The sequence below is a fragment of the Ruegeria sp. AA6 genome (assembly GCF_056542865.1).
In genome coordinates this window covers 69,169-96,158 of sequence record NZ_JBQGAN010000009.1, presented here as the reverse complement: position 1 = coordinate 96,158, position 26,990 = coordinate 69,169, and the positions used below count along the sequence as shown (strand labels likewise).

Here is a 26,990-nt window from a genome sequence, read left to right as displayed (position 1 = left end):
AAGGTTAACGTGCCTCACCCGCCATGCGCGCGGTGGTGCGGCGGACGATCAGGTGCAGCAGGATCGAGAACACGCCCAGCGTCAGCATTGCGGCAAACATCAGATCGGTCTTTGCCCTGCCATTGGCCAAAAGCATCAAATAGCCAAGCCCCTGCGAAGACCCCACCCATTCGCCAATCACCGCCCCGATGGGCGCATAGACAGCCGCCAATCGCATCCCCGAGGCCAATGAAGGCAACGCCGACGGAATACGGATACGCCACAGCACTGCGCGTCGGCTGGCCTGCATTGTACGGGCCAAATCCAGATAGCCGGATGGCGTCCGCATCAGGCCGTCAAAGAAGGACGATGTGATCGGAAAATAAATAATCAGCACCGCCATCGCGACCTTGGACCACAGGCCATAGCCCAGCCACAGCGTCAGCAACGGCGCCAGCGCAAAAACCGGCAGTGCCTGCGTGAACACCAGCATCGGCTGCACCAGCACCCGTGCCGCCCGCGAATTGGCCAGTTGCAGCGCCGTGATCACACCCAGCACGGTTCCGACGGCCAGACCGATCACCACTTCGACCGCCGTGATCCACGTATGCTCGGCAATCAACCAGCGGTTCTGCCACCACGCCTCGGCCACCAAGGCAGGCCCCGGAAGGATGAACTTTGGCAATCCGGTCAGCCAAACGATGCCCTGCCAGATCGCCAGGGCAAACACGGTTGCAGCAAGGGCTGAAAGGTATTTCACGCTGCCTCGTCCCGCAGCAGGCGCAGCAGCGCGCCCTGCGCCTCCAAGGTCTCAAGGTCGTCCACATGGCGCGGGGCGGGGGCTTGCGGAGGGTCACACGGTGTCAGCCCCTGCTGCGTCATCACAACGATGGACTGGCCCAATCGCGCGGCCTCGCCCGGATCATGAGTGACCAGCAGGACTGTGCGACATTGCAAGGCTTCTGCCGCCAGCTCCTGCATATCCGCCCGCGTGCGCGCATCGAGGGCCGAGAAAGGTTCATCCAGCAGTACAATCGGGCGATCTTCCATCAATGTCCGGGCCAGTGCCACGCGTTGGCGTTGACCACCTGACAATTCGGCCGGTTTCTTAGCCATGTGGTCCGTCAGTCGCATCCGCTCAATCAGTTGATCACGGCGGTTCAGATCGGGTTTCTCGCCGCGCAGCCTGGCCCCAAGCGAGACATTCTGCGCAACCGTGGCCCATGGCAGCAGCAAATCGTTCTGCGCCATATACGCCACACGGTCCGGGACGGGCTGCCCGTCGCTCGCGGTGATGTTTCCGGTGAACTCCGCGCCCGTTTCCAACCCGGCAATCAGGCGCAGAACCGTGGTTTTACCAACGCCCGACCCGCCCAGAAGACAGGTCCACCGCCCCGCCGCAAGTGTCAGCGTCAGCGGTGCGAACAAAAGCGTTTCGCCAATGTTTGCATGCCCGCTGATGATCACATCGGGCGCGGGTGTCATGGAGTCAGACCCATTTGCCAGAAATTGACCTCAAGCTCGGTTGCGGTACGGAATGTATGACACAGACGATCCCAGCGCGGAGAGGTCGTGAATTCCGCCCCAACACGCTGTGTTAGAGCCGAATCCAGCGATTCTCCCACGGCTTTGCACGCGCCCTGATAGTCCGGGCTTGAATAAGTATTGATCCAGTCACGATAGGTCTCCGAGGTGGCCTCGGCAGCCAGACGTTTTCCAATCTCACCATACCCCATGACACAGGGGGCAAGCGCGGCCAGCAGGTCCAGCAGATCGCCGCTGTACCCGGCCTCCAGCACAAAGCGGGTATAAGCCAGATTTTCGGCGCGTTCCTCGGTTGCGAATAGCTCCTCCCCGGAAATGCCCTCGGCTTCGCAGATCCCGATATGCAGCTGCATCTCTTCTGCGACCAACGCGTTGACCGTCGCCACGGCGGTCAGCATTTCCGAATGGGTTTCTGATTTCACCACCGCCAGCGCCCAGGCACGGGAAAAGTGGATCAGGAACACATAGTCCTGCCGCAGATAGTGCAGGAAGGCCGCACGTGGCAGGCTGCCATCTTTCATGCCTTCGACGAAGGCGTGGCGGGTATAGTCCCGCCACGGCCCCTGCACCGCATCACGCATCAGCATGAAGGCTTTGCCATAATCGCTCATTGCTGGGTCACGTCGATGGTGATGGCGCTGACCGGGTTGATGCTGTCGATCATGCCGCTGTCTTTCAGGAACGCTTCGAACCGGGCATAACGTCCGGCGTCAAAACCCGCAGGACGCAGCGCGAAACGGGGCAATGTGTCGACCCAGGCGCGGGCGTTCAGTTCATCCTGCAGCTCGGGCGAGGTGGCGGCGAATATCTCCCAGCTTTTCTCGGGGTTGTTCACGATGAACTGGGTCGCCTTTTCGGTTGCGGCCAGAAAACGCGCAACCTTGTCGGCATCCATGGTGTCGGGGTTGGCGACATAAATCAGTTCGTCATAGGGCGGCACGCCTTCTTCTTCGATATAGAAACAGCGGCCTGCGACGCCTTCGATATCCATCTGGTTCAGTTCGAAATTGCGGAAGGCACCGATCACCGCGTCCACCTGACCGCTCATCAGCGACGGAGACAGCGAGAAGTTCACGTTGATCATCTCAATTTCATCCAGCGCGACATCATGGGTGTTGAGCATTGCGGACAGAACGGCCTCTTCTACGCCAGCAACCGAGAACCCAACCTTCTTGTCCTTGAGGTCGGCCAGCGTTTCGATCGGGCCATCCTCAAGCACCAGCAGGCAGTTCAACGGCGTCGCAACCAACGTACCAACCCGTTTCAGCGGCAGCCCTTCGTGAATTTGCAGGTGCAGTTGCGGTTGATAGGACACGGCCAAATCAGCCTGACCGGCCGCCACAAGGCGGGGCGGGGCCGAGGGGTCGGCGGGCGGAATGATTTCGACCTCAAGCCCCTCATCCGCGAAATAACCATTTTCCTGCGCCACGATGATCGGGCCGTGGTCGGGGTTGATGAACCAGTCCAGCAACACGGTCATCTTGTCTTCGGCCCAGGCTGGCGCGGCGGCCAGAAGGGCAATGGCTGTGATCAGCTTTTTCATGTCTCGCGTTTCCTTTTCATTCACGAGGTTGAGGCCGCGACGAGGACAATCTCGCCCGGCCAATCCGGTTGAATCTGTTCAGCAGCACGCCAGGCACGCAGGCCAGTTGCGCAGCACAGCGCCAGTCTTTTGCTTTTATTAGACTCTGTTTTCAGGGTGCCCACGGCCAACCGCCGCGCCTCTGGGTGGATGGGCGTCGGGGCTTCGACTTCATCGCGTAGTTCGACGATCAGGTCTGTCTCAGCCAGCTCTCCAACCGACAGAAACCGGAAATAGGCAGCAGGCTCCTGTGCGCCGTCAAATCGGAAACTGCTGCTGCGAAACGTACGCGCGTCGAACTGAACCATTTGTCCCAAAGGCGACGGTTCCAACCCAAGGATCACCGCCAACGCGATCTGCGCTTGCATGGCCCCCACCATCGCCACAACGGGCCCCAACACCCCGGTAGTGGCACAACTCGCGCCGCTGTCAGGAGCCTCGGGGAATACAGCGCGCAATGAGGGCGCCCCGCCACAGAACCCACCGACATAGCCCGAAAGGCCCAGCACGGATGCGCTGATCAGCGGTTTTCCCACCGCGTGGCAGGTATCGGAAAGCGTATAACTGGCCGCATAACTATCGGCGCAATCCAGAACAAGGTCGGAATTGGCGACAAGATCGGCGGCATTCTCATTTGTTAGAGCCTGTTTCAAGGAAATTACTGTTACTTTATGATTTAGCGCCCGACAGCGCACAGCAGCCACCTCGGCCTTGGGTCGGCCACAGTCGACTTCGGTGAACAATGTCTGACGATGCAGGTTCGACAGGGCGACTTCATCCTGATCCATGATTGTCAGGTGCCCTACACCTGCCCCGGCCAACAAGGGCAACAACGGCGCGGCCAGCCCTCCCGCGCCCACCACCAAAATCCGCGCAGCAGTAAGGCGCGCCTGACCTTTATAACCAACTTCGGGCAGGATCGTCTGGCGGACGTAACGGGTCATCGCGTAACCTCGATCCACTCACGCACGCGGGATTCCGGGTCAGCATTCAGCGTTATATCGGTGACGACCGAGACGATGTCCGCGCCCGCTTGCAGCACGCCGGGCGCGCGTTCGACACTCATCCCGCCAATACCAACCAGAGGGGTATCGCCAATCCGGGCTTTCCATTCGGTAACGCGCGGCAGACCCTGTTGCTCCCATTTCATCTTTTTCAGAATTGTTGGATAGACCGGCCCCAACGCCACGTAGTCGGGGTTCATCGACAGAACCCTCTCAAGTTCATCATCGTCATGGGTGGAAACACCCAGTTTTAGCCCGGCTTTACGGATGGCCTGCAGGTCGGCATCGTCCAAATCCTCCTGACCCAGGTGAACCCAGTCACATCCTGCGTCGATGGCGGCCTGCCAATGGTCGTTCACTACAAGCACGGCATCGTGGGCACGGCATAGGTCCAAAGATTGGGCGATCTGGGTCCGCACCGTTTCAAAAGGCTGATCCTTGATCCGCAACTGCACCAGTTTCACGCCCAAGGGCAGCATGCGGCGCAACCAGTCCGAGTGGTCGAAGATTGGGTAAAACCGGTCCAGCCTCATGACAAAAACGCCTTTCCAATTACCGGGGTAGACGGCTCGGCCATATCGCGGGCCTCAATCGGGTCGGCTTGATGAGCCAGCTGTCCGGCCTCAACCGCCAACGCCATGGCTTGCGCCATAGTCACGGGATCGCCCGCCCGCGCCACGGCTGTGTTCAAAAGCACCGCGTCGAAACCCAATTCCATCGCCCGCGCGGCGTGGCTCGGCAGGCCAATACCCGCATCGATCACCAAGGGAACTTCGGGAAATTCCGCGCGCATCGCACGCAAGGCATATTTATTGTTCAGCCCGCGCCCCGAGCCTATGGGCGCCCCCCAAGGCATCAATACTTCGCACCCGGCTGCCAGCAGGCGCTCCCCCACGATCAGGTCATCGGTGGTATACGGGAAAACCTGAAACCCATCTTCGGTGAGAATGCGCGCGGCCTCGACCAGTTGAAACACATCCGGTTGCAGGCTGTCGGTGTGGCCGATCAATTCCAGCTTGATCCATTTGGTATCAAACACCTCACGCGCCATATGAGCGGTGGTCACCGCCTCTTTCACCGTGTGGCATCCCGCAGTGTTGGGCAGCACCCGCACGCCCAGATCACGGATCATCTGCCAAAATGTCTGGCCCGCACCCGATTCACGCCGCAGGGACACAGTGGCGACACCCGCGCCGCTTTCACGAAACGCCTGTTCCAGAATGGCAGGGCTGGGATATTGCGCGGTGCCCAACATCAGCGAGTTGGGCAATTCGGTGCCATAGAATCTTTTCACGATCAGCCCCCCTGCATCGGGGACAAAACCTCGACCCGGTCGCCATCGTTCAGCGCATGCCTGATGCGGAGGCTGGATGGCACGAACTCTTCGTTCACGGCGGTCGCGACACGGCCAGAGAATCCGCATTCCTCCAACAAGCCCGACAGGGTATCGGCACGCACCTCATGTGGCGCGCCATTAAGCACGATCTTCATCGACCATCTCCGAATGTTTGTTATCAAGCGCCAGATCGGCCACGCCCTGTGCCAATGCAGGGGCCAACAGATAGCCGTGGCGATACAGTCCGTTGGCATAGATTGTACGCCCCAAACGCCGAATGCGGGGCAGATTGTCAGGAAACGCCGGGCGCAGATCGACGCCGATTTCCAGCACCTCTGCCTCACCAAAAGCCGGGTTCAAAGCATAGGCAGCACTGAGCAATTCCAACAAGGAACGCGCGGTAATCCGATTGCTGTCCTCGCTTTCGATCATCGTCGCGCCCAGCATGTAGACGCCGTCGCCGCGCGGCACGATGTATAACGGCATCCGCGGGTGCAGCAGTCGAACGGGCCGGGTCAACTGCACGTCCGGGCAACGGATCACCAGCATCTCGCCCTTCACCCCGCGTAGGTCGTGTAACACTTCGCGCGCGTGCAGACCGCGACAGTCAATCGCGTTCTCCAACCGCGTGGGCGCGAGTTTTTGATGAAAAACGACGCCTTGATCCTTCAGGTTGCGGTACAGATCGCGCAACGCTTGCCGAGGGCCCAAATGAGCCTCATCCGCAAAGTACAAGCCCTTGGTGAAGCCGTTCAATTCAGGCTCTAATACTGCAATTTTTGCTTGATCAATCTCAGCAAACCCATCGGTTCGACGCCCAAACCGACGCAGGTCCGGTAAGTCGCGCGGGCTGGCGACGACCAATGTGCCCTGCCGCTGAACCTTGGTTCGCGCCGCCCACCAATTCAATGAGTGCCGCCCCAATCGCAATACCGGTTCTTCGGCGTTTTCGAACTCGCACCACGGGGCCAGCATGCCCCCGGCCCACCACGAACACCCGTGCGGGCCCGGAGGGCCACCGGGATCGAACATCTGAACCTTGGCACCGCGCGCGACAAGTTCGCTGGCAACGGCCAATCCGGCAACGCCGGAACCTATCACCGACCAAATCGTCATGCGGGCCACACCTGGTGGAAATGATGTACAGGCCCATGCCCTCGCCCAATTTCAAGACTATCCGCCCGCGCTATGGCCCCTTGCAGATAGTGATGCGCCTGCGCGACTGCATCTGTCAGGACCAACCCTTGGGCAAGCCCCGCCGCAATCGAGGAGGACAACGTGCAACCGGTGCCATGCGTGTTGCGCGTGTTGCGTCTTGGCGCTGTATATTCAGAGATTTGCCCCGATGCATCGACCAACAGGTCGTGGCAGATGTCACCACGCCCATGCCCACCCTTCATCAGCACGGCCTGCGCGCCCAGCTCACAAAGGGCCAACCCCTGCTCAATCATTTGATCCGGGGTGTGAGCTTCGGAACAATCGAGCAAACACGCCGCCTCGGGCAGATTGGGGGTCAGAACGGTGGCTTGGGGCAACAGGACATCGCGCAAGGTTTGGACCGCGTTCTGTGCCAGCAATGCGTCCCCGGATTTAGCAATCATCACCGGGTCCAGCACAACCGGGCCTTTGTATTCCGCGATGCTGTCCGCGACGGTTTGGATAATGTCCGGGGTCGCCAGCATGCCAATCTTGATCGCGCCCACATCCAGATCGGTCAAAACGGCCTCGATCTGGGCCGCCACCACATGCAGCGGAATGCCATGCACCGCCGTGACCGCTTGGGTATTCTGTGCTGTCACCGCCGTGACAACGCTGGCTCCGTATACGCCCAAAGCGGACATCGCCTTGAGATCCGCCTGTATCCCGGCCCCGCCACCACTGTCCGAGCCGGCAATTGTCAGGGCAATATGCGCCATATCGTTGCTCCATCATCAATGGGCAACGCAGCATGGAAAACGTCTGTACGCATTAGACCGTTCCCTACGCCGGTATTGCCCGGATCAGGTTCGATGGGTTAGCGCATTCACGCCTCTCAGCCTCTTGATCGGGGCACCCCAACGGTTGCGCGCACAATCTCAGGGGTTGGGTGGGGGTTCAATGGCCAATTTTGACGCAGATGGCAGGCCAACTGGACTTATCAAATGAAAAAGCCGGTCCTACTGGACCGGCCTTGTCTTGCTGTTCTCTAGAAGGGAGCTCAGCCCTTCATTCCGTCCCAAAAAGATTTGACAGACGAGAAAAAGCTGTTTGATTCCGGGTGGTTATCTTCACCCAAATCGTCGAATTCGCGCAACAGTTCTTTCTGGCGGCTGGTCAGATTGACCGGGGTTTCCACCGCCAGTTCGATGAACATATCACCGACACCACCGCCACGCAGCGCGGGCATACCCTTGCCGCGCAGCCGCATCTGGCGGCCCGATTGGCTGCCAGCTGGAATTTGCACACGACCACGACCACCGTCGATGGTTGGCACTTCGATCGATCCGCCCAGCGCAGCCTTGGCCATGCTGACCGGTACGCGGCAATACAGGTTCACGCTGTCCCGTTCGAACAGCTTGTGATCCGACACCTCGACAAAGATATAGAGATCGCCCGGAGGGCCACCGCGCATTCCGGCCTCACCCTCACCCGCGAGGCGGATACGAGTGCCGGTTTCGACACCTGCCGGTATGTTGACCGAAAGGGCGCGTTCTTTTTCGACACGACCTGCGCCATTGCAGGATTTACAGGGGTTCTTGATGATCTGACCCAGGCCCGAACAGGTCGGACAGGTGCGTTCAACGGTGAAGAAACCCTGTTGCGCGCGCACTTTGCCCATGCCGGAACAGGTCGGGCAGGTCGTGGGCTCCACGCCACCTTCGGCGCCCGAGCCATCACAGGCTGAGCAGGCTACGGCAGCAGGCACGTTGATGGTTTTCTGCAGGCCCGAGAACGCTTCTTCCAACGTTACACGCAGATTATAACGCAGGTCCGATCCACGCGCAGCACGGCGGCCACCGCCGCCACCACGCTGACCGCCCATGAAATCGCCGAACAGATCATCGAACACGTCCGAAAACGCGCTGGAGAAATCACCCTGCCCAAAGCCGCCGCCGGGACGGCCACCGCCACCCATGCCGTTTTCAAAAGCGGCATGGCCAAAGCGGTCGTAAGCGGCCTTGCGATCGGCATCCTTCAAAACGTCGTAGGCTTCGTTCGCTTCTTTGAACTGTGCCTCGGCATCCGGGTTGTCCTTGTTGCGGTCGGGATGCAGTTCCTTGGCTTTCCTGCGAAAGCCCTTCTTGATCTCGTCCGCTGATGCACCCTTGGATACGCCGAGCACATCATAGTAGTCGCGTTTTGACATCGGTGTTTCCTTCTGCCTCAACGTAATCGGGCCGGCCCGGCAACCGGACCGGCCCAAATTGGCCCGGTTACCCGTTAGTTACGCTTGTCGTCGTCCAGATCTTCGAACTCGGCGTCGACAATGTCATCATCACCCGGCGCTGCGTCTGCCGCTGCCGGTTCATCTTCGCCCTCTTCGGCTTGCGCCTTGTAGATGGCTTCACCCAGCTTCATGGCCGCTTCGGTGACGTTCTGGATGCCCGACTTGATCTTGTCGGCATTCTCGGTTTCCAGCTCGTCCTTCAGCGCAGCAATTGCCAGCTCGATGGCTTCGATGGTGGTCGGGTCTACCTTGTCGGCATGCTCTTCCATCGATTTTTCGGTCGAGTGGATGAGGCTTTCCGCCTGGTTCTTGGCGTCGACCAGCTCGCGGCGTTCCTTGTCGGCTTCCGCGTTCTCTTCGGCGTCCTTGACCATCTTTTCGATGTCCTCGTCGGACAGACCGCCCGAGGCTTGGATGGTGATCTTCTGCTCTTTGCCGGTGCCTTTGTCCTTGGCCGAAACCGAGACAATGCCGTTGGCGTCGATGTCAAAAGTCACCTCGATCTGAGGCATACCGCGCGGTGCAGGCGGGATGTCTTCGAGGTTGAACTGACCCAGGATCTTGTTGTCCGCGGCCATTTCACGCTCACCCTGGAACACGCGGATGGTTACGGCGTTCTGGTTGTCTTCAGCGGTCGAGAAGACCTGAGACTTTTTCGTCGGGATCGTGGTGTTGCGGTCGATCAGGCGGGTGAACACGCCACCCAGAGTTTCGATGCCCAGCGACAGCGGAGTCACGTCCAGCAGAACCACGTCTTTGACGTCGCCTTGCAGAACACCGGCCTGAATGGCAGCGCCCATGGCCACCACTTCGTCCGGGTTCACACCTTTGTGGGGCTCTTTCCCGAAGAATTTGGTGACCTCTTCGATCACTTTCGGCATCCGGGTCATACCACCGACCAGAACAACCTCGTCCACGTCGCCCGCCGACAGGCCCGCGTCTTTCAGAGCAGCGGCACAAGGCTTCATCGACTTCTTGATCAGGTCCGATACCAGCGATTCCAGCTTGGCGCGGGTCAGTTTCATGACCATGTGCAGAGGCTGACCGTTCGAACCCATCGAGATGAACGGCTGGTTGATTTCGGTCTGCGAGGTCGAGGACAGCTCGATCTTGGCTTTCTCAGCAGCTTCTTTCAGACGCTGCAGAGCCATCTTGTCTTGGCTCAGGTCGACACCGTGTTCCTTTTTGAACTCATCCGCCAGGTAGTTGACGATGCGCATGTCAAAGTCTTCACCACCCAGGAAGGTGTCGCCGTTGGTCGACTTAACTTCGAACAGGCCGTCGTCGATTTCCAGAATGGTCACATCGAAGGTACCGCCACCAAGGTCATAAACCGCTATGGTTTGGGTTTCTTCCTTGTCCAGACCGTAGGCCAGAGCGGCCGCTGTCGGTTCGTTGATGATCCGCAGCACTTCCAGTCCGGCGATTTTACCGGCGTCTTTGGTGGCCTGACGCTGTGCGTCGTTGAAATATGCCGGAACAGTGATAACCGCCTGCGTGACTTCCTCACCCAGATAGCTCTCGGCGGTTTCCTTCATCTTACCCAGAGTGAAGGCCGAGATCTGGCTTGGGGAGTACTTTTCACCGCGGGCTTCAACCCACGCGTCACCGTTGCCGCCATTGACGATGGCGTACGGCACCATTTTCTTGTCTTTTTCGACTTCTGCATCATCCACACGACGACCGATCAGACGCTTGACGCCAAAAATCGTGTTGTCGGGGTTGGTGACCGCCTGACGTTTTGCAGGCTGACCGACCAGTCGCTCATCTTCGGTGAAGGCGACGATCGAGGGCGTGGTCCGCGCCCCTTCGGCGTTCTCGATGACCTTCGGCTGCGAGCCGTCCATGATCGCAACGCACGAGTTGGTGGTTCCGAGGTCAATCCCGATTACTTTTCCCATATGTTCAATCCCTTTCTCTTCAAGGCGATGTCCGAGGTCCGAACCCGTTATGGCACCCGGCCCCGATCTACTGTGCGCAACAGCCCTACACCATCGCGCGTCCCGGCGTATATAAGGGCGGGACGAATGGCCTGCAAGCGGTGTAAATCGCAGGTTTTCGGGAATCTGTGGCCTTTTTGGCAAGGTTTTGGCAAGGATCGGAGAATCTTGAATGGCGCGGCTGCTTGTGCGCGGATTTGATATCAGAAAAGCTTGGCTGGATGGGTCCGCGCAGACGCAACTGATCGAAGCTCTGCGCCCGATTCTGAAATCCGCCCCTTTGTTTCGGCCAATGACACCGTCCGGCAAGGAGATGTCAGTCCGAATGACGTCGGCTGGCGCATTGGGCTGGGTTACCGATAAGGGCGGCTACAGGTATCAAGCCCAGCACCCCAAAGGTGCCGATTGGCCCGCAATCCCAGATCAGATCCTGAACATCTGGAGAGAACTCGCCAGCCCGGACCGTGACCCCGATTGCTGCCTGATCAATTACTATGGCGAAGGTGCCCGGATGGGGCTGCATCAGGACAAGGACGAGGCCGATTTTTCGTGGCCGGTCCTGTCAGTATCATTGGGTGACGACGCCCTGTTTCGCATTGGCAACCCGACCCGTGGTGGCAAGACGGAATCGATCTGGCTGAACTCGGGCGACGTGGTGATCATGGGCGGACCCGCCCGGCTGACCTATCACGGGGTCGATCGCATCCGCTTTGGCTCTTCGAAATTGCTGCCCAAGGGCGGGCGGATCAACCTGACCCTGCGCGTTGCTGGCTAGCGACGCGCACTCCAACTTTGGGAGACATGCTTGCGGGAAAAGAATATCCCCAGCAACCCGATCATCAACAGGGCCAAGCCCACCCAAAGCGCGTATTCCCAATTGGTGTTGCGTGGATAGTAGTTGCGGAACACAAAGCCACGACACTGGTCGATGATGTGAAACAGCGGGTTCCAAGCGAACATGGCGAGCGTGGCACCCCCCAGAGCATTGGCAACAAACATTTTTCCCGAGAAAATCATGTTCAGCCGTCGAATGATATTCGTCAGTATGGAAACGGTGCCAGGGAACCATGGCTTCAGCGCCATGAACACCACCCCAATTGCACATCCCGTAAACCAGGCAAGAATGAGCATCCCAAACGCACCGCCGGGGTCCTGCACCTCAATCGGAGAAACTGCAACGCTGTAAAGAAACAAAATGATGATGATCGTAACGATCTGCGTGTAAAGCGTGCCGAATGCATTTGCCAGCAATACCACCATCATATTCATCGGCGAATGCAGCATCATCGGGTTGTTGCCGGTACTTACACCTGCAATCGAGCTGATAGATTTTATGTGTGTGAGAAACAGAAAGATTCCCGACAGCAGGAACAGAATGAATTCGCCCCGGATTTTTGCGATACGCGGACCCAGGAATGACATGATCAAATAAAACACTAGGACCAGAACCAGAACTTGGACAATATTTACGATGATCGCCAAGACCGCGTTATGGTGCTGTGATCGCACGCTTCGCACAACGGCGTGGAATATCAGCTCGGCCGTCGTGAAGGCGCCGCCCAGCATTGTCCGGTTTCGTTTGAAATAATACACCCGAAGCGTCTTTCCCGTTTTTTCGCCTGCAATCTGCCACGAATTTCTTGCCGTTCCGTAACCGGCACAGCATAAGGCCGTTAGGATATTCGATCAACAAATCGCAGTAACGGAGCATTTTTGTGACCTACGACGCCCTAATTCCCGTCATCCGACGTCTGGCCCTGGAAGCGGGCGACAAGATCATGGAGATCTACAACTCCGATGATTTCGACGTTAAGGTCAAATCCGACTCCAGCCCTGTCACCGAAGCGGATGAAGCCGCCGATGCGCTGATCTCTCACGGTCTGCGCAAGGCTTTCCCTAATGTCTTGCTCGTGACCGAGGAACAGGCCGCTTCGCATTCCGAAAAGGGTGACACGTTCCTGATCGTCGATCCGCTGGACGGTACCAAGGAGTTCATCAAACGCCGCGGTGATTTCACAGTGAACATCGCGCTGGTAGAAAACGGTATTCCAACCCGTGGCGTGGTTTACGCTCCGGCCAAGGGGCGAATGTTCTACACGCAGGCCGACGGTCAATCGGTTGAGGAAACCGGCCTGCTGAACAAGGCGCAGATCGGGGACACTACACCGATTTCAGTATCTAAACCGGACAATTCTGCGCTTATGATCGTCGCTTCCAAATCGCACCGGGATCAAGCCACCGAGGATTATATCAACAAGTATAAGGTTCAGGACAGCAAGAGCGCGGGCTCGTCTTTGAAATTCTGTCTGGTGGCGACGGGCGAGGCTGACCTCTATCCCCGTGTTGGCCGTACGATGGAGTGGGACACCGCCGCGGGCCATGCAGTGCTGACGGGTGCGGGCGGTGAGGTTGTGCGCTTTGACGACCATTCCCCACTGACCTATGGCAAGGACGGCTATGCAAACCCGTTCTTCATCGCCTACGCTCCGGGTGTTGAGCTGAAGGAAGCCTGATGTCCGTTCTGATCGCCATCCCCGCCCGCTATGCCTCGACCCGTTATCCGGGCAAGCCGCTGGTTCCGCTTACCGGGGCCAGTGGTAAGGCAATGACGCTGATCGAACGTTCCTGGCGCGCCGCCTGTTCCGTTTCTGGCGTCGACAAGGTTGTTGTTGCCACCGATGACGAACGCATACGTGAGGCGGCCGAGGGTTTTGGGGCCGAGGTGGTGATGACCTCGGAAAGCTGTCAGAACGGCACCGAACGCTGCGCTGAAACCCATGCGAACCTGGGCGCGGGATACGAGATCGTTGTGAACCTGCAGGGCGATGCGCCGCTGACCCCGCATTGGTTCGTCGAAGATCTGGTCGCCGGTCTGCGGGCCGCACCCGAGGCCGGAGTTGCAACGCCAGTACTGCGCTGCGATGGCGACGCGCTGAACAGCCTGCTGAATGATCGCAAGCATGGGCGCGTCGGCGGCACCACGGCCGTATTCGCCGCCGATCACAGCGCCATGTATTTCTCGAAAGAAGTTGTTCCGTTTACCGCGCAAACCTATGCCAGCAACGACGCGACCCCGGTTTTCCACCATGTCGGCGTCTACGCCTATCGCCCCGATGCTCTGGCCGCTTATCCCACCTGGCCGGTTGGACCCTTGGAACAGCTGGAGGGGCTGGAACAGCTGCGTTTCATGGAAAACGGCCGCAAGGTTCTGTGCGTCGAAGTCGAAGCGAAAGGCCGCCAGTTCTGGGAATTGAACAACCCGCAAGACGTTCCCAAACTTGAGGAAATGATGGCCGCGATGGGGCTGGAGTGATTGGAAATTCGCACGGCCCAAGCCAACCCAGCCTGATCGCCAAGCGGTTTATTTGATTTGGACGATAGATGACAAACATACTTGTAACCGGCGGTGCCGGATATATCGGATCCCATGCCTGCAAGGCGCTGGCTCAGGCGGGTTATACACCCGTGACTTATGACAACTTGATCACCGGATGGCAGGACGCCGTGAAATTCGGCCCTTTCGAGCACGGCGATCTGTTGGATCGCGCCCGGCTGGATGAGGTCTTCGCCAAATACCAACCCGCCGCTGTGATGCATTTCGCAGCCCTCAGCCAGGTGGGCGAGGCGATGTCCCAGCCCGGCAGGTACTGGTCCAACAATGTCACCGGATCGCTCAACTTGATTGAAGCCGCCGTAGCCGCTGGATGCCTGAACTTCGTGTTCTCGTCGACCTGCGCCACCTACGGCGAGCATGACAACGTGGTGCTGGACGAAGATTCACCGCAATTGCCGCTAAACGCCTACGGCGCTTCGAAACGGGCCATCGAGGATATCCTGCGTGATTTCGAGGCCGCGCACGGGCTCAACCACGTGATCTTCCGCTATTTCAACGTCGCCGGAGCCGATCCGGAGAGCGAGGTGGGTGAATTCCACCGCCCCGAGACCCATCTTGTGCCGCTGATGCTGGACGCGATTGACGGCAAGCGCGACGGGTTGACCGTGTTCGGCACCGATTACGACACACCCGACGGAACCTGCATCCGCGATTACGTGCATGTTTGCGATTTGGTTGACGCCCATGTTCTGGGGTTGAACTGGCTGGAACAGGCTAAAGGCAGCCGGGTGTTCAATCTGGGCACCGGCTCCGGATTTTCAGTGATGGAGGTGATCGGCCATTCCAAAACCGTTACCAATCGCGAAGTGCCCTATTCCATCGGCCCCCGCCGCGCCGGGGATTGTACCAAACTGGTCTCAGGCTCGGTCCGTGCCGGAGAAGAGCTTGGCTGGAGGCCAAAAAGATCAACGTTAGAGACGATGATCGGCGACGCATGGCGCTGGCACCAGAACGGTCACTACGAAAAATGAGCCGTGTGTGACGGGACAAGGCACCGAAATTCTTCCGGCCATCGGATGGGTGCAGAAATACCGGTTGCGCCTGAAACGGCGGCGGCTGCTGTGGCAATCCTTTCGCAGCCGTCACCAACTGACCAGCCTCAAGAACCAGACCGACCTGATCAAGCCCGGTACGATTCTGGCCTTTATCACTCTGCGCAACGAGATCACCCGCCTGCCTTGGTTCTTCCACCATTACCGCGGGCTTGGTGTCGATCATTTCCTGATCGTGGACAACGGCAGCGATGATGGTTCGGCTGAGTACCTGCTGGATCAACCCGATGTGTCCCTCTGGCAGACCCACGACAGCTATCGCGCGTCCCGTTACGGCGTTCTGTGGCTGACCTGGTTGCAGATGCGTTATGGTCACAACCACTGGACGCTGATGGTGGATGCGGACGAGTTGTTGATCTACGCCCATCATGACACACGCTCTCTGTGCGATCTGACAGACTGGCTGGACAAACAAGGGCAAACAGCATTTGGCGCGCTGATGCTGGATCTCTATCCCAAAGGCCGATTGGGTACGCAAACCTATGATCCGCTGACCGATCCGACTAAGGTCGTCAGTTGGTTCGACGCCGGACCGTACCGCGCCCAAAGGCAAAGCCCGATGGGCAACCTTTGGCTACAGGGCGGTGCCAGAGAGAGGGTGTTTTTCTCGGACGACCCCCGAAAGTCACCAACCCTGAACAAAATTCCTCTGATACGTTGGTCCCGGCGATACGCTTACGTCATCTCTTGCCACTCTGCCCTGCCGCGGCATCTGAACGCGGCCTATGACTGGCCTTTAGGTGAATCCCCGTCAGGAGTGTTGCTGCACACAAAATTCCTGCCCAACATCGTTGAGGAGTCACGGATAGAAAAGGCACGGGGGCAGCATTTTCACGACCCGGATAAGTTCACTGGCTATTACGACGATATTGTCGGCCAACCGGACATGTGGACCGATCAGTCGGCACGGTACATCGGCTGGGAAGATTTGCAGGAACTGGGCCTGATGAATTCCGGAGGATGGTGATGCGCTGCGCGAAACTGCGGCATATCCGGCCCAAACTAACGAGATTTAAATTGATTGCCCCGAAACAGAAAAAAATGGCATAAAACGGAAATTGTCCGGCACCACTCTGGCTTGAACCAGCCCCGGACACGCTCGCGTTATAATAGGGGATGGGCAGTCGCGTGAGCCTGTTGGATTCATATCGAATGAGGTTGCGGCGCAAGCGCCGTCTTCTGAGATGTCTGCGAAAACGCCGGCAGCTGGAGCCGGTCCAAAACAAAACTGACGCCATTCGCAGCGACGATATCCTTTTGGTAAGCGTTGTACGCAACGAGAAAATCCGCCTGCCCTATTTTCTGGACTACTACCGCAAGCTGGGCGTCAACCATTTCCTGTTTGTGGACAATGACAGTGACGACGGCACCCGAGATTTTCTCGCTGCCCAGAGTGACGTTTCCTTCTGGCGCGCCAAAGCGAGCTATAAAAAGGCGGGCTACGGGCTGGACTGGTCGAACTACCTGCTGCGGAAATATGCCCACAAGCATTGGGTTCTGACCCTCGATCCGGATGAATTCTTTGTCTACCCGTTTTGCGACACGCGCCCCCTGCGCGCCTTGACAGATTGGCTGGATATCACCGGCGTGCGCAGTTTCGGCACGATGTTGATCGATATGTATCCCAATGGTGCGGTTGACGAAGAACCCTATCACGAAGGGCAGGATCCGTTTAAAATCGCGAATTGGTTCGATGCCGGGAACTATGTGATCAGCAAAAACCCGGATTATCACAACCTGTGGATACAAGGCGGCCCCCGCGCGCGTGTGTTCTTCAGGGACAGGCCGTCCAAAGCGCCCGCCCTGAACAAGATACCGCTGGTGAAATGGCACCGCCGCTATGTTTATGTCAGCTCGACCCACGCACTGCTGCCGCGCGGGCTGAACCAGGTCTACGAGGAATGGGGCGGAGAGAAACTCAGCGGTGCTTTATTGCACGCCAAACTGATCGACACGTTGGGTGAAAAGGCGCGCGAAGAATTGCAGCGCGGCCAACATTTCGGCGCTTCGTCCGAGTACCGAGCCTACGCTGACCATCTCGATGACAAACCGATTTTTCGCTGTGAGTGGTCCGAAAAATACATAAACTGGCGCCAGCTTGAGATTTTGGGCCTCATGTCAAAAGGGGATTGGGCATGAGCAGTCTGGGCGTCGTAATGCTTGTGCACACTGCCTTGCACCGGGCAGAGCAGGTGGCGCGGCACTGGACGGCATCGGGCTGTCCGGTGGTGATTCACGTAGACCGCAAAGTACCCGAAAGCATTTATTCCGATTTCACTGCCTCGTTGGCTGACGACCCCCTGATCCGGTATTCTGAGCGTCATACCTGCGAATGGGGCGGCTGGGGGATTGTGGCCGCCTCACAATCCGCGTCGGAACTGATGCTGGAAAGCTTTGCGGATGTGCGCCACGTCTATCTCTCGTCCGGTGCTTGCCTTCCGTTGCGACCAGTGGATGAGCTGATAGCCTACATCGCCGATCGACCCCGCGTCGATTTCATTGAAAGCGCCACAACCGCTGATGTCAGCTGGACAATTGGCGGGTTGGATCAAGAACGCTTTACGCTGCGATTTCCATTTTCTTGGCGGAGAAACCGCAAACTGTTTGATGCCTACGTAAAATTCCAACGTACGGTCGGCATGCGCCGCAAAATCCCCGAGGGCTTGGTGCCGCATATGGGCAGCCAGTGGTGGTGCCTGACCCGCCAAACCCTGTCGGCCATTCTGCAGGATCCAAAGCGTCAGATTTATGACCGGTATTTTCGCCATGTCTGGATTCCGGATGAAAGCTATTTCCAAACGCTGGCGCGGCTGTATTCCACCCACATCGAAAGCCGCTCTCTGACACTATCGAAGTTCGACTATCAGGGGCGGCCTCACATCTTTTATGATGACCATCTGCAGCTTCTGCGCCGATCCGATTGTTTTGTGGCGCGCAAAATCTGGTCGCGGGCGGATCGTCTGTATCAGGCCTTTTTGACCGACCAAAACTTCGCAATGCGGCCTGCCGAACCCAACCCCGGTAAGATCGACAGGGTGTTTTCCAAGGCGGTTGAACGTCGGACGCGCGGGCGCGACGGGTTGTATATGCAAAGCCGCTTTCCGCGCCACGGTAGTGAAAACGGGCTCACCTCATTCCCTTATTCTGTATTTCAGGGCTTTGCCGAACTGTTCGAAGATTTCTCACCCTGGCTGAAGGAAGCGACCGGCGCACGTGTGCACGGGCATCTTTTCGCCCCCGAGCGGGCGGAGTTTTCCGAGGGTGAGACCATTACCTATGGTGCGCTCAGCGATTGCGCCGTGTTGCGGGACTATAATCCGACGGCCTTTGTCTCGAACCTGATCTGGAACACGCGCGGCGAGCGGCAGTGTTTTCAATTCGGCCCAGCGGACACCCAACAGATCAACTGGTTTCTGGCGCGCGACAAGAACGCTCAGATATCGGTCATTACCGGGGCATGGGCGATCCCGTTGTTTCGGTCGAACATGAATTTCGCTGATATCCGTAATGAGGCCGCGCGGTTGCAGCAGATCGAAACCAAGCAGCTCGACGTTTTGAACTCGGTCTGGACCAAGGCTCGCGTGCGTACATGGTCGCTGGCGGAGTTTGTGGAATCTCCGATGGAGCCATTGCAGACCGTAATCGAAGAAATCGGCACCCAACATGCCGGCCACCTGACCCAGGCCCCGGTTATGGTCGACCTTTCGGGTTTTGGGCAATTCCTGCAGAACCTCAAGAATCAAGGCATGCACCCGTACCTGATGGGGGACTTTCCCACCGATGATGTGTTCGGATCGCGGGTTCGACCGTTCAAGAAACCTTACCTGGTGCAGTAGCCCACCATGACATCCAGATTTGACTATTTCATAATTCTCGCCGCCATGCGCACCGGGTCAAACCTGTTGGAATTCAACCTGAACGCGTTGGAAGGCGTTGCGTGTCATGGCGAAGCGTTCAACCCTTATTTCATCGGCCGCCTCAAATCCGAAAGTCTTCTTGGCGTGACGTTGGAAGAACGCGACAGCGACCCCATGAAACTGGTGCACGCTATAAAGTCGGCCGAGGGTCAACTGAATGGGTTTCGCTTGTTTCAGGGGCACGATCCCCGCGTGTTAGAGCATGCTTTGACCGATCCCCGCTGCGCCAAGATCATTCTGACGCGGAACCCGTTGGACAGCTATGTTTCTCTAAAAATCGCACGTGAAACCAAACAGTGGCAGCTCAAGAACGTCAAACGCCGCCGCGAAGCTCAGGTTGAGTTTGATGCTCAGGAATTCGAAAAATACCTGGATCAACAGCAGGAGTTTCAATTCCTGCTGCTCAATACGTTGCAAAAAACTGGGCAGACCGGGTTTTATATCGCCTATGACGATCTCACCGATCTGAAAGTGCTGAACGGTCTGGCCAAATGGCTGGGTGTTAAGGCGCGGTTGTCAGCGATTGACGACACGATCAAGCCGCAAAACCCCGAGCCGGCCTTGTCCAAGGTGACAAATCCCGAGGAAACCGAACGTGCCCTGGCCGGTATCGACAGTTTCAACTTGCACCGGACGCCAAATTTCGAACCGCGTCGCGGCCCGGCGATCGGCAGTTACGTTGCCACCCCGGAAACCCCCCTGATTTATCTGCCGATACGCGGGGGGATAGAGTGTTCGATCGTCCAATGGCTGGCGGATCTGGACAAGGTCGACACCGACAAACTGATCATCAACCAAAACCGAAAACAGATGAGGCGCTGGCTTCAGAGCCATCAAGGGCACCGAAAGTTCTCGGTGCTTCGGCACCCTTTGGCACGGGCACATTCGGCCTTCTGTTCTTATATCCTAAGCACCGAAACCGGCGCGTATCTGAAAATCCGCAATATGCTGCGCAACAGTTTCAAGGTTCCTATCCCGGGCCAATTGCGCCAGAACAATTATCCCGTCGAACAGCATTATGAGGCTTTTTCGGGCTTCCTGACCTTTCTGCGTCAGAACCTTGCCGGACAAACACCGGTGCGGGTCGACGGAGTGTGGGCGAGCCAATCTCAAATTCTGGACGGTATGGCCACGTTTTCCATACCTGATCTGATCCTGCGAGAAGAAGAAATTGCAACAGCTCTGCCGGATTTGGCGCGTCGCATGGGCCATCAAAACCCGCCAGTTCCCGGGCAATGTCAACCGGACGTCCCATTCGAACTGAGTGATATCTATGACGCGGAGCTAGAAGCGCTGGCGACCGACGCCTACCAGCGCGACTATATGCAATTCGGGTTCGGAGACTGGAAACCGCCTAGGGGCGCAGCGTGATCAATGTGCCCTTGTTCACCATCGCGTAGATTTCTTCCATCTCGTCATTCTTGACGGCGATGCAGCCTGCGGTCCAATCCGGAGTCTTCTTGGCGCGTTTCCGCTCCGAGCGTTTCTTTGGTTGCCCGTGAATGAAAATGTCGCCTCCAGGATCAACCCCCGCTGCCTCGGCCAGCGCAATGTCCTGCGAGTTCGGGTAAGAAATCCCCAGAGACAGGTGATACCGGCTGTTGGGGTTGCGACGATCGATCAGATAGCTGCCCTCGGGCGTGCGGCCATCTCCGCGCTGCGTCTTGGTGCCGGTCGGGGCAAATCCCAGATCAACTTTGTATTCCTTGAGAATGCTCTGGTGGTGCAGAAGATACATCTTCCGCGCGCCCTTGTTGATGACCAAAGAGGTCACCTCGGGGCCATCATATGTCAGAAATCGAGGGCCCGCTGAGGCACAGGCCGAAAGGCCCAGCGTTGCCATAGCGCCCAATCCAAATGCTCGACGATCCATGTTTCACTGCCTGCTACTGCTCATTTTTTTTTCAGCATTATGCCAAAAAGCCGAAAAACTTAAATCACTTTTTGCTGTGTTGTTGCTCGGTCAGGCGACGTTCGATGTTTTCCAGCCGCTCCAGCACCTCATCGCGGTAGGCATCGGTTTTCACCTCATCCTCTGCGTGGTGAGCATCTTGCATCGAGTTCACGATCAGACCGACCAGCAGGTTCACCACCGCAAAGGTGGTGACCATGATGAAGGGGACAAAGAACAGCCAGGCATAGGGATAGACCTCCATCACTGGGCGGACGATGCCCATAGACCAGCTTTCCAGTGTCATGATCTGGAACAAGGTGTAAGCCGACAGGCCCAGATCACCGAACCAATTGGGGAATGATGCCGAGAAAAGCTTGGTCGAGATCACCGCGCCAATATAGAACAGGATCGCCATCAGCAGGAACACGCTGGCCATACCCGGCAGGGCCGAGATGAAGCCCTCGACCACCCGGCGCAACCGCGGCGCGACCGAGATAACGCGCAGAACCCGCAGAATTCGCAGCGCCCGCAGCACCGACAGCCCGCCCGCGCTGGGGACCAGAGCGATGCCCACCACGATAAAGTCGAACACGTTCCAACCGCTGGTGAAGAATCGCTGTCTCGTCGCCACCAGTTTCATGGCGATCTCGGCCACGAAAATCGCCAGACAGATGCTATCCAATGTGACGATCAGGGGACTGGCGGCCTCCATCAGGGTCGGAGAGGTCTCCATCCCCAGCAAAATAGCGTTGAAGATAATGACAGCAGTGATGAACCGGCCAAAGCTGGGATTTTCAATGATGCTCAGCAGGCGCTGATTGAATCCCATCGTGACATTCTCCTGTGTGCTCATGATCCGGGCCTTTTTACAAACCGCGCGGCAAGTTCGGTATGTGATGACCATCGAAATTGGTCCACAACCTGCACCCATTCAAGGGTATAGCCTGCATTTACCAGTGTTTTTGCATCCCGCGCGAAGGTCACTGGGTTGCATGAGATATAGGCGATCACGGGGCGCTGTGCCGGCGCCAGTTCCGCAACCTGTGCTTCGGCCCCGGCCCGAGGCGGGTCGATGACGATCGCGTTAAAGGACTTCAGTTCATCCGGCATCAGTGGGCGTCGGAACAGATCTCGCGCTTCAACCGTAACTCGCTTCATCCCCTGCGCGCGACGCCAGCCCAGATCCAGAGCTTCCGTCATCGCCGCTTCACCTTCAACGGCATGCACCTCGGCGGTTTGTGCGATAGGAAGTGAGAAGGTGCCGCTGCCAGCAAAAAGATCAACGACCCGCTTGGCACCTTGCGTGGCCTGCAAGACGGCCTGTAATAGAGCCTGTTCCCCGTCTTTGGTGGCCTGCAAGAATGCACCGGGGGGCGGCACCACTCCTGCCACGCCAAAACGTTGAACCGGCGGTTCACGCATGGCAATGACCTCACCATCCCAACTGAGCCGAGCAAGGCCGTGTTTCTCGGTCGCTTGCGCCAAGGCCAGTTCCAGCGGTCCATCCAGAGGCTTGCCGCCCTTGACGGCCACATCCAACCCGCCTTCTGACAGGGTCAGCGTTACCGCAAGCACACCCTTGCGGCTGCCGCCCAAGACGGCCAGCGCCTCAGCCACCGGAATGGCTGCAATCAACGCGGGGTCCAGAAGTCGGCAATCAGGGATTTCGGTTATCGTGTCCGACGCGCGGCCATGAAACCCGGCCAACGTGCCTTTCTTGGTCCGACGCACAGCAATGGTCGCACGACGGCGCGACCGTTCCGTCGACGTGTGAATTGGCCGCATCGGGGCATCGAGCCCCTGCGCGGCCAGCGCGTTGCGCACCACCTCAACCTTCCAGTCGGCCACAAAGTCATCTGCGGCGTGCTGCAGCTGGCATCCACCGCAGGCTTTGTAATGGCGACAGGGCGCCTTGACCCGCTGGTCCGAAGGCGTTTCGACACGGATATCGGTCAGAACCTGCCCGTCGAGACTGCCGCTGACCACCTCACCCGGCAGGGTGCGCGGCGCGTAAACGGGGCCATCGGCGATGCCGTCGCCCTGATGGCCCAAGCGGGTAATGGTGAACTGCTGCGTCATAGGGGGCCTGATACCGGGGCTTTACGTCCAACAAAACCCCTTAGCGCGCTTTGCGCTTTATTCTGCCGCTTCGGCCTGAATGAACCCGCCCGACTGGCGGTGCCAGAACCGGGCATAGAGTCCGCCTTGTTCCAACAGCACCTCATGCGTTCCGGTTTCAACAACTCGCCCCTGATCCAGAACGATGATCCGGTCCATTTCGCTGAGTGTAGACAGGCGATGCGCGATCGCCAGAACTGACTTACCCTGCATCACCCTGTGCAGCGCGGTTTGGATCGAGGCTTCGACCTCGGAATCCAGCGCCGAGGTCGCCTCATCCAGCACCAATATCGGCGCATCCTTGAGAATAGCGCGAGCCAATGCGATCCGCTGCCGCTGTCCACCAGACAGTTTAACGCCCCGTTCCCCCAGATGCGCGTCATAGCCCTTGCGGCCATGGGCGTCCTGCAAGCTGAGTATAAAGTCGTGCGCCTCAGCCTTTTTCGCCGCCGCGATCATCTCATCCTCAGAGGCGTCGGGACGACCGTACAGGATGTTTTCACGGGCCGAGCGGTTGAACATCGCGGTTTCCTGCGTGACCATGCCGATCTGACTGCGCAAACTGTCCTGCGTCACCTGTGCCACATCTTGCCCGTCGATCCGAATTGCGCCTTTTTCCCCATCATAGAGCCTAAGCAACAGCGAAACCAAGGTCGATTTCCCTGCGCCCGAAGCCCCGACAATGCCCAGCTTTTCACCGGGATGTACGACCATGTTGACGTCCGAAACGCCGCCGACGTCCCTGCCATAAGCAAAGCTGACATGGTCGAATTCAATCTGGCCCTTGTTGACGGTCAACGCCGTTGCATTCGCCACGTCCTCAACCCGGTCGCGCTTGGCCAACGTCTTCATGCCGTTCTCGATCTCACCAACATTGGCGTAAAGCCCCATCAGCGTGAAACTGACCCATCCCGTCATCTGCGCGATGCGGATCGAAACCGCACCCGCCGCCACGATATCGCCCGCCGTTGCAGCTCCGTTTCGCCACAGCAGCAGCGTTGCGCCCAACAGCATCACCGGCAGCACACCGGCCAGCACCATCAGGATAAAGCGGAAACTCGCAGACAGCTTGCCGAAGGCCAGCATCTTTTCCCGTAGGTCGACCATCGAATTGCGCGCGGCCTGATCCTCGAACGCGGAATGGGCGAACAGTTTGACGGTTTTGATGTTGGTAATGGTGTCGACCACCTGCCCCGACACCATCGCCCGCGCCCCGGCCCGCGCGGCGGACCGCACACGGATGCGCGGCAGATACCAGCGGATCAGCAGGAAATACACCGTCAGCCACGCCGCAAAAGGCAGCATCACCAGCGGATGAATAGACCCTAACAAAAGCAAAGAACCCGCAAGCGAGGCCAGGGCGAATACAATCGCACTGATCGTTTCCGACACGACCGAGGCCAGCGCATTCGACGTCTGCATCTGTTTCTGCGCGATCCGCCCCGCGAAGTCGTCATCGAAATAAGTGACCGACTGACCAAGCGTCCAGCGGTTCAACTTGGCCAGAACCAGAGGTGGGATATTGGGCATTACAACGTAGTTGTTGGAAAACGCCGACAAGCCAAACAACATCGGGCGCAGCAGCATGAAAAACACCGCAACACCAAGGATCATCCACAGGTTATCTCCAGACAGAAAGCCTTCGGGCCCGCTCTGAGTCGTCACATCGATCACCAGACCCAACATCCACGCAGTTCCCGCCTCCAACGCACCTGCCGAAGCCGAGAAAAAGGCAGCAACAAAAATCATCGGCCATGCGCCGGACAGGCACCAGCGGATAAACGCCCCCAGTGTTTGCGGCGGGGGCGTTTCGGTGTTTTTGAAAGGGTTGATCAGGTCGGCAACCTTCATTCCGCGGCCTCCGGGTTCAGGAAGCCCCCAGATTGCCGCGCCCAGAACTGAGCGTAAAGACCGCCATGCGCCAGCAATTCGGAATGCCCACCCTGTTCCACGATCCGGCCGCCATCCATGACCAGAATGCGATCCATCTGGGCAATAGTGCTCAGCCGGTGGGCAATGGCGATCACGGTTTTACCTTGCATCATGCCGTAGAGGGTTTCCTGAATCGACGCTTCGACCTCGGAATCTAGGGCAGATGTCGCCTCATCCAACAACAAGATCGGTGCGTCTTTCAGGATCACCCGCGCCAGCGTTACCCGCTGCCTTTGACCCCCGGACAGCTTCACGCCCCTTTCGCCCACATGCGCGTCATAGCCGGTGCGCCCCTGCGGGTCCTGCAGGTCAAGGATGAACTCATGCGCCTCGGCCTGTTTGGCAGCGGCGATCATCTGTTCCTCGGTCGCCTCGGGGCGACCATAAAGAATGTTGTCGCGCACAGAACGATGCAGCAATGCGCTGTCCTGCTGCACCATGCCAATATGGCTGCGCAGACTGTCCTGTGTGACGCCAGCGATGTTCTGGTCGTCGACCAGGATCGCACCCTGTTCTACGTCATAAAACCGCAAAAGCAGCTTGACCAGAGTCGATTTCCCTGCCCCGGACCGCCCGATCAGACCGATCTTTTCACCCGGTTGAATGGTCAGGTTGATGTGATCCAGACCGCCCGTTTTGCGCCCGTAATGGTGCGACAGGTCACGGATGTCGATCTGCCCGTTGGTCAGTTGCAACGGCCTCGCATCCGGTGCATCCAGCAAATCGATCGGCTGCGCGATCGTCTCCATCCCTTCGGCCACAACACCGAGCTGGCGAAAGAAGCTGGTCAATGCCCACATGATCCATCCGGTCATTGCGTTCAGCCGCAGGGTCAGGGCCGTCGCCGCAGCAACCACACCAACCGAGGCACTGCCCTGCATCCACAGGGCAATCGCCCAGCCGACCACACCTACGATCAGAAGACCGTTCAGCGTGACCAGAACGGAATCCATGATGGTGAAAATGCGCATCTCAATCTGAAAAGTACGGCGCGTTTCCGCGATGGCTTCGCGGGCGTAGTCCAGCTCTTGTTGATCATGGGCGAACATCTTGACCGAGTGGATATTGGTATAACTGTCCACCACCCGACCCGTCACAGCCGAACGTGCGTCCGACGCAGCTTTGGACGCCGGACCAACCCGCGCCACTGTCCAGCGCACCAATAAGGCATAGAGCGCGAACCAGATCAGCAGCGGCAATAGAAGGCGTGGATCAGCTGCCATCAACAGGATCGCCGCCCCGATCAGATAGGCCAACGAAAATGAAATGGCGTCGAACACCTGAAACACTGCCTCACCCGCGGCGGGGGGCGTCTGCATGATCCGGTTGGCGATGCGGCCCGCAAAGTCGTTCTCGAACCACCCCACCGACTGCCGCAATACGTGCTTATGCGCGCGCCAGCGGATGATGGTGCCAAAGTTCGGCAGGATCGTGTTGTTCAGCAGCAGCACATCGACCACATGCAACATAGGCCGCAGCAGCAGAACAAAGACGGCCATCAGGATCAGCTCGGTGCCATGCGCCTGCCAGACTTCAGCAGGCGGGCCAGACAACAGATCAACTACCCGCCCCATATAGTAGATCAATCCAACCTCAACCGCCGCGACGACGATCGAGATCAGAGCAGCCCAGAAGAAAACGCGTTTGAACGGGCGGGAATAATCCAGCATGAACGGCCACAACCGCGTGGGCGGCGTGTCGGTCTCGGTATAGTCAGCAAAAGGGTCAACGAGGTTTTCGAAATAGCGAAACATGGAGAGTGCTCCGATTGAGCAGAAGATAGGTCATGCGAAGAAAGATGGCGCCAGAACGCCACCGCTACGGGTCAATGTGTTCCAGCTTTAGCTGTCCCAGATCCCGTAATACATTC

Annotated in this window: 26 protein-coding genes and 1 riboswitch; of the genes, 8 read left to right on the top strand and 18 right to left on the bottom strand. The window is 58.2% G+C overall.

What is annotated here, in order from left to right; all coding sequences use genetic code 11:
- Nucleotides 1-4: 4 nt before the first annotated feature.
- The 12 genes from ACR0LN_RS12805 to dnaK all read right to left on the bottom strand — a co-directional run bounded on the left by ACR0LN_RS12805 (nt 5) and on the right by dnaK (nt 10,774).
- Nucleotides 5-739: an ABC transporter permease gene (locus ACR0LN_RS12805; protein ID WP_480430100.1), complete on the bottom strand. Its 735-nt coding sequence runs from the start codon at nt 737-739 to the stop codon at nt 5-7.
- On the bottom strand, nt 736-1,464 hold the full coding sequence (locus ACR0LN_RS12800) for an ABC transporter ATP-binding protein (RefSeq protein WP_480430099.1): 729 nt from the start codon (nt 1,462-1,464) through the stop codon (nt 736-738). Before ACR0LN_RS12800 ends, ACR0LN_RS12805 begins: the two co-directional genes overlap by 4 nt.
- Nucleotides 1,461-2,135, bottom strand: coding sequence for a thiaminase II (tenA, locus tag ACR0LN_RS12795; RefSeq protein WP_480430098.1), 675 nt, complete (start codon nt 2,133-2,135; stop codon nt 1,461-1,463). Before tenA ends, ACR0LN_RS12800 begins: the two co-directional genes overlap by 4 nt.
- Nucleotides 2,132-3,067: an ABC transporter substrate-binding protein gene (locus ACR0LN_RS12790; RefSeq protein ID WP_480430097.1), complete on the bottom strand. Its 936-nt coding sequence runs from the start codon at nt 3,065-3,067 to the stop codon at nt 2,132-2,134. The genes tenA and ACR0LN_RS12790 overlap by 4 nt, the downstream gene beginning before the upstream one ends.
- Before the next feature lie 20 nt (nt 3,068-3,087).
- Nucleotides 3,088-4,050 carry a HesA/MoeB/ThiF family protein gene (locus ACR0LN_RS12785; RefSeq protein WP_480430096.1) on the bottom strand — a complete coding sequence of 321 codons (963 nt, stop codon included), beginning with the start codon at nt 4,048-4,050 and terminating at the stop codon, nt 3,088-3,090.
- On the bottom strand, nt 4,047-4,643 hold the full coding sequence (locus tag ACR0LN_RS12780) for a thiamine phosphate synthase (protein ID WP_480430095.1): 597 nt from the start codon (nt 4,641-4,643) through the stop codon (nt 4,047-4,049). Before ACR0LN_RS12780 ends, ACR0LN_RS12785 begins: the two co-directional genes overlap by 4 nt.
- A complete protein-coding gene (locus tag ACR0LN_RS12775) occupies nt 4,640-5,404 on the bottom strand; it encodes a thiazole synthase (RefSeq protein ID WP_480430094.1) in 765 nt (254 codons plus the stop codon). Before ACR0LN_RS12775 ends, ACR0LN_RS12780 begins: the two co-directional genes overlap by 4 nt.
- Nucleotides 5,405-5,406: 2 nt before the next feature.
- The gene (gene thiS / locus ACR0LN_RS12770) at nt 5,407-5,601 is read right to left on the bottom strand and encodes a sulfur carrier protein ThiS (protein WP_480430093.1); all 195 of its coding nucleotides are present in this window, start codon (nt 5,599-5,601) and stop codon (nt 5,407-5,409) included.
- Complete coding sequence (locus ACR0LN_RS12765; protein ID WP_480430092.1) at nt 5,585-6,562, bottom strand: FAD-dependent oxidoreductase; 978 nt, start codon at nt 6,560-6,562, stop codon at nt 5,585-5,587. The genes thiS and ACR0LN_RS12765 overlap by 17 nt, the downstream gene beginning before the upstream one ends.
- Nucleotides 6,559-7,362, bottom strand: a complete 804-nt coding sequence (thiD, locus tag ACR0LN_RS12760; protein ID WP_480430091.1) for a bifunctional hydroxymethylpyrimidine kinase/phosphomethylpyrimidine kinase — start codon at nt 7,360-7,362, stop codon at nt 6,559-6,561. The genes ACR0LN_RS12765 and thiD overlap by 4 nt, the downstream gene beginning before the upstream one ends.
- A 44-nt stretch (nt 7,363-7,406) precedes the next feature.
- Nucleotides 7,407-7,513: riboswitch (TPP riboswitch) on the bottom strand.
- Nucleotides 7,514-7,643: 130 nt separating this feature from the next.
- On the bottom strand, nt 7,644-8,792 hold the full coding sequence (dnaJ, locus tag ACR0LN_RS12755) for a molecular chaperone DnaJ (protein ID WP_480430090.1): 1,149 nt from the start codon (nt 8,790-8,792) through the stop codon (nt 7,644-7,646).
- Nucleotides 8,793-8,866: 74 nt separating this feature from the next.
- The gene (gene dnaK, locus ACR0LN_RS12750) at nt 8,867-10,774 is read right to left on the bottom strand and encodes a molecular chaperone DnaK (protein ID WP_480430089.1); all 1,908 of its coding nucleotides are present in this window, start codon (nt 10,772-10,774) and stop codon (nt 8,867-8,869) included.
- A gap of 211 nt (nt 10,775-10,985) precedes the next feature.
- Here dnaK and ACR0LN_RS12745 point away from each other — a divergent pair, with 211 nt between their 5' ends.
- Complete coding sequence (locus ACR0LN_RS12745) at nt 10,986-11,588, top strand: alpha-ketoglutarate-dependent dioxygenase AlkB family protein (RefSeq protein WP_480430088.1); 603 nt, start codon at nt 10,986-10,988, stop codon at nt 11,586-11,588.
- Here the strand turns inward: ACR0LN_RS12745 and ACR0LN_RS12740 are convergent.
- Nucleotides 11,585-12,406 (bottom strand): ABC transporter permease, encoded by an 822-nt coding sequence (locus tag ACR0LN_RS12740; RefSeq protein ID WP_480430087.1) that lies wholly within the window; start codon nt 12,404-12,406, stop codon nt 11,585-11,587. The two genes, ACR0LN_RS12745 and ACR0LN_RS12740, sit on opposite strands and share 4 nt — an antisense overlap.
- A gap of 122 nt (nt 12,407-12,528) precedes the next feature.
- On the opposite strand from ACR0LN_RS12740, the gene cysQ reads away from it, so the two are divergent.
- From cysQ to ACR0LN_RS12705, 7 genes are all read left to right on the top strand, one after another.
- Entirely contained in the window at nt 12,529-13,326 is a 798-nt protein-coding gene (gene cysQ / locus ACR0LN_RS12735) for a 3'(2'),5'-bisphosphate nucleotidase CysQ (RefSeq protein ID WP_480430086.1), read from the top strand.
- Complete coding sequence (locus ACR0LN_RS12730) at nt 13,326-14,126, top strand: 3-deoxy-manno-octulosonate cytidylyltransferase family protein (protein WP_480430085.1); 801 nt, start codon at nt 13,326-13,328, stop codon at nt 14,124-14,126. Before cysQ ends, ACR0LN_RS12730 begins: the two co-directional genes overlap by 1 nt.
- A 68-nt stretch (nt 14,127-14,194) precedes the next feature.
- The gene (galE, locus tag ACR0LN_RS12725; RefSeq protein WP_480430084.1) at nt 14,195-15,178 is read left to right on the top strand and encodes a UDP-glucose 4-epimerase GalE; all 984 of its coding nucleotides are present in this window, start codon (nt 14,195-14,197) and stop codon (nt 15,176-15,178) included.
- Between the two features lie 7 nt (nt 15,179-15,185).
- Nucleotides 15,186-16,226 carry a glycosyltransferase family 2 protein gene (locus ACR0LN_RS12720; protein ID WP_480430083.1) on the top strand — a complete coding sequence of 347 codons (1,041 nt, stop codon included), beginning with the start codon at nt 15,186-15,188 and terminating at the stop codon, nt 16,224-16,226.
- Nucleotides 16,227-16,411: 185 nt separating this feature from the next.
- The gene (locus ACR0LN_RS12715; protein ID WP_480430082.1) at nt 16,412-17,398 is read left to right on the top strand and encodes a glycosyltransferase family 2 protein; all 987 of its coding nucleotides are present in this window, start codon (nt 16,412-16,414) and stop codon (nt 17,396-17,398) included.
- Nucleotides 17,395-19,095: a DUF5927 domain-containing protein gene (locus ACR0LN_RS12710; RefSeq protein ID WP_480430081.1), complete on the top strand. Its 1,701-nt coding sequence runs from the start codon at nt 17,395-17,397 to the stop codon at nt 19,093-19,095. The genes ACR0LN_RS12715 and ACR0LN_RS12710 overlap by 4 nt, the downstream gene beginning before the upstream one ends.
- 6 nt (nt 19,096-19,101) lie before the next feature.
- Nucleotides 19,102-20,547, top strand: a complete 1,446-nt coding sequence (locus ACR0LN_RS12705) for a nodulation protein NodH (RefSeq protein WP_480430080.1) — start codon at nt 19,102-19,104, stop codon at nt 20,545-20,547.
- Here the strand turns inward: ACR0LN_RS12705 and ACR0LN_RS12700 are convergent.
- The 5 genes from ACR0LN_RS12700 to ACR0LN_RS12680 form a co-directional block, all read right to left on the bottom strand.
- Nucleotides 20,531-21,049, bottom strand: a complete 519-nt coding sequence (locus ACR0LN_RS12700) for a L,D-transpeptidase family protein (protein WP_480430079.1) — start codon at nt 21,047-21,049, stop codon at nt 20,531-20,533. The two genes, ACR0LN_RS12705 and ACR0LN_RS12700, sit on opposite strands and share 17 nt — an antisense overlap.
- A gap of 64 nt (nt 21,050-21,113) precedes the next feature.
- On the bottom strand, nt 21,114-21,899 hold the full coding sequence (locus ACR0LN_RS12695) for an ion transporter (RefSeq protein ID WP_480430157.1): 786 nt from the start codon (nt 21,897-21,899) through the stop codon (nt 21,114-21,116).
- Nucleotides 21,900-21,919: 20 nt separating this feature from the next.
- Entirely contained in the window at nt 21,920-23,149 is a 1,230-nt protein-coding gene (locus ACR0LN_RS12690; protein WP_480430078.1) for a class I SAM-dependent RNA methyltransferase, read from the bottom strand.
- Nucleotides 23,150-23,206: 57 nt separating this feature from the next.
- Entirely contained in the window at nt 23,207-25,039 is a 1,833-nt protein-coding gene (locus ACR0LN_RS12685) for an ABC transporter ATP-binding protein (RefSeq protein ID WP_480430077.1), read from the bottom strand.
- Nucleotides 25,036-26,874 carry an ABC transporter ATP-binding protein gene (locus tag ACR0LN_RS12680; RefSeq protein ID WP_480430076.1) on the bottom strand — a complete coding sequence of 613 codons (1,839 nt, stop codon included), beginning with the start codon at nt 26,872-26,874 and terminating at the stop codon, nt 25,036-25,038. The genes ACR0LN_RS12685 and ACR0LN_RS12680 overlap by 4 nt, the downstream gene beginning before the upstream one ends.
- Nucleotides 26,875-26,990 lie beyond the last annotated feature (116 nt).

What these genes read in the sequence shown, in the direction of transcription:
- ACR0LN_RS12745 (WP_480430088.1), top strand. Translation starts at nt 10,986, where the DNA reads ATGGCGCGGCTGCTTGTGCGCGGATTTGATATCAGAAAAGCTTGGCTG.
- ACR0LN_RS12680 (WP_480430076.1), bottom strand. Translation starts at nt 26,874, where the DNA reads ATGTTTCGCTATTTCGAAAACCTCGTTGACCCTTTTGCTGACTATACC.
- ACR0LN_RS12790 (WP_480430097.1), bottom strand. Translation starts at nt 3,067, where the DNA reads ATGAAAAAGCTGATCACAGCCATTGCCCTTCTGGCCGCCGCGCCAGCC.
- ACR0LN_RS12730 (WP_480430085.1), top strand. Translation starts at nt 13,326, where the DNA reads ATGTCCGTTCTGATCGCCATCCCCGCCCGCTATGCCTCGACCCGTTAT.
- dnaK (WP_480430089.1), bottom strand. Translation starts at nt 10,774, where the DNA reads ATGGGAAAAGTAATCGGGATTGACCTCGGAACCACCAACTCGTGCGTT.
- ACR0LN_RS12705 (WP_480430080.1), top strand. Translation starts at nt 19,102, where the DNA reads ATGACATCCAGATTTGACTATTTCATAATTCTCGCCGCCATGCGCACC.
- ACR0LN_RS12695 (WP_480430157.1), bottom strand. Translation starts at nt 21,899, where the DNA reads ATGGGATTCAATCAGCGCCTGCTGAGCATCATTGAAAATCCCAGCTTT.
- thiS (WP_480430093.1), bottom strand. Translation starts at nt 5,601, where the DNA reads ATGAAGATCGTGCTTAATGGCGCGCCACATGAGGTGCGTGCCGATACC.
- dnaJ (WP_480430090.1), bottom strand. Translation starts at nt 8,792, where the DNA reads ATGTCAAAACGCGACTACTATGATGTGCTCGGCGTATCCAAGGGTGCA.
- tenA (WP_480430098.1), bottom strand. Translation starts at nt 2,135, where the DNA reads ATGAGCGATTATGGCAAAGCCTTCATGCTGATGCGTGATGCGGTGCAG.
- ACR0LN_RS12800 (WP_480430099.1), bottom strand. Translation starts at nt 1,464, where the DNA reads ATGACACCCGCGCCCGATGTGATCATCAGCGGGCATGCAAACATTGGC.
- ACR0LN_RS12700 (WP_480430079.1), bottom strand. Translation starts at nt 21,049, where the DNA reads ATGGATCGTCGAGCATTTGGATTGGGCGCTATGGCAACGCTGGGCCTT.
- ACR0LN_RS12765 (WP_480430092.1), bottom strand. Translation starts at nt 6,562, where the DNA reads ATGACGATTTGGTCGGTGATAGGTTCCGGCGTTGCCGGATTGGCCGTT.
- ACR0LN_RS12780 (WP_480430095.1), bottom strand. Translation starts at nt 4,643, where the DNA reads ATGAGGCTGGACCGGTTTTACCCAATCTTCGACCACTCGGACTGGTTG.
- ACR0LN_RS12715 (WP_480430082.1), top strand. Translation starts at nt 16,412, where the DNA reads ATGAGGTTGCGGCGCAAGCGCCGTCTTCTGAGATGTCTGCGAAAACGC.
- ACR0LN_RS12690 (WP_480430078.1), bottom strand. Translation starts at nt 23,149, where the DNA reads ATGACGCAGCAGTTCACCATTACCCGCTTGGGCCATCAGGGCGACGGC.
- galE (WP_480430084.1), top strand. Translation starts at nt 14,195, where the DNA reads ATGACAAACATACTTGTAACCGGCGGTGCCGGATATATCGGATCCCAT.
- ACR0LN_RS12785 (WP_480430096.1), bottom strand. Translation starts at nt 4,050, where the DNA reads ATGACCCGTTACGTCCGCCAGACGATCCTGCCCGAAGTTGGTTATAAA.
- thiD (WP_480430091.1), bottom strand. Translation starts at nt 7,362, where the DNA reads ATGGCGCATATTGCCCTGACAATTGCCGGCTCGGACAGTGGTGGCGGG.
- ACR0LN_RS12710 (WP_480430081.1), top strand. Translation starts at nt 17,395, where the DNA reads ATGAGCAGTCTGGGCGTCGTAATGCTTGTGCACACTGCCTTGCACCGG.
- ACR0LN_RS12685 (WP_480430077.1), bottom strand. Translation starts at nt 25,039, where the DNA reads ATGAAGGTTGCCGACCTGATCAACCCTTTCAAAAACACCGAAACGCCC.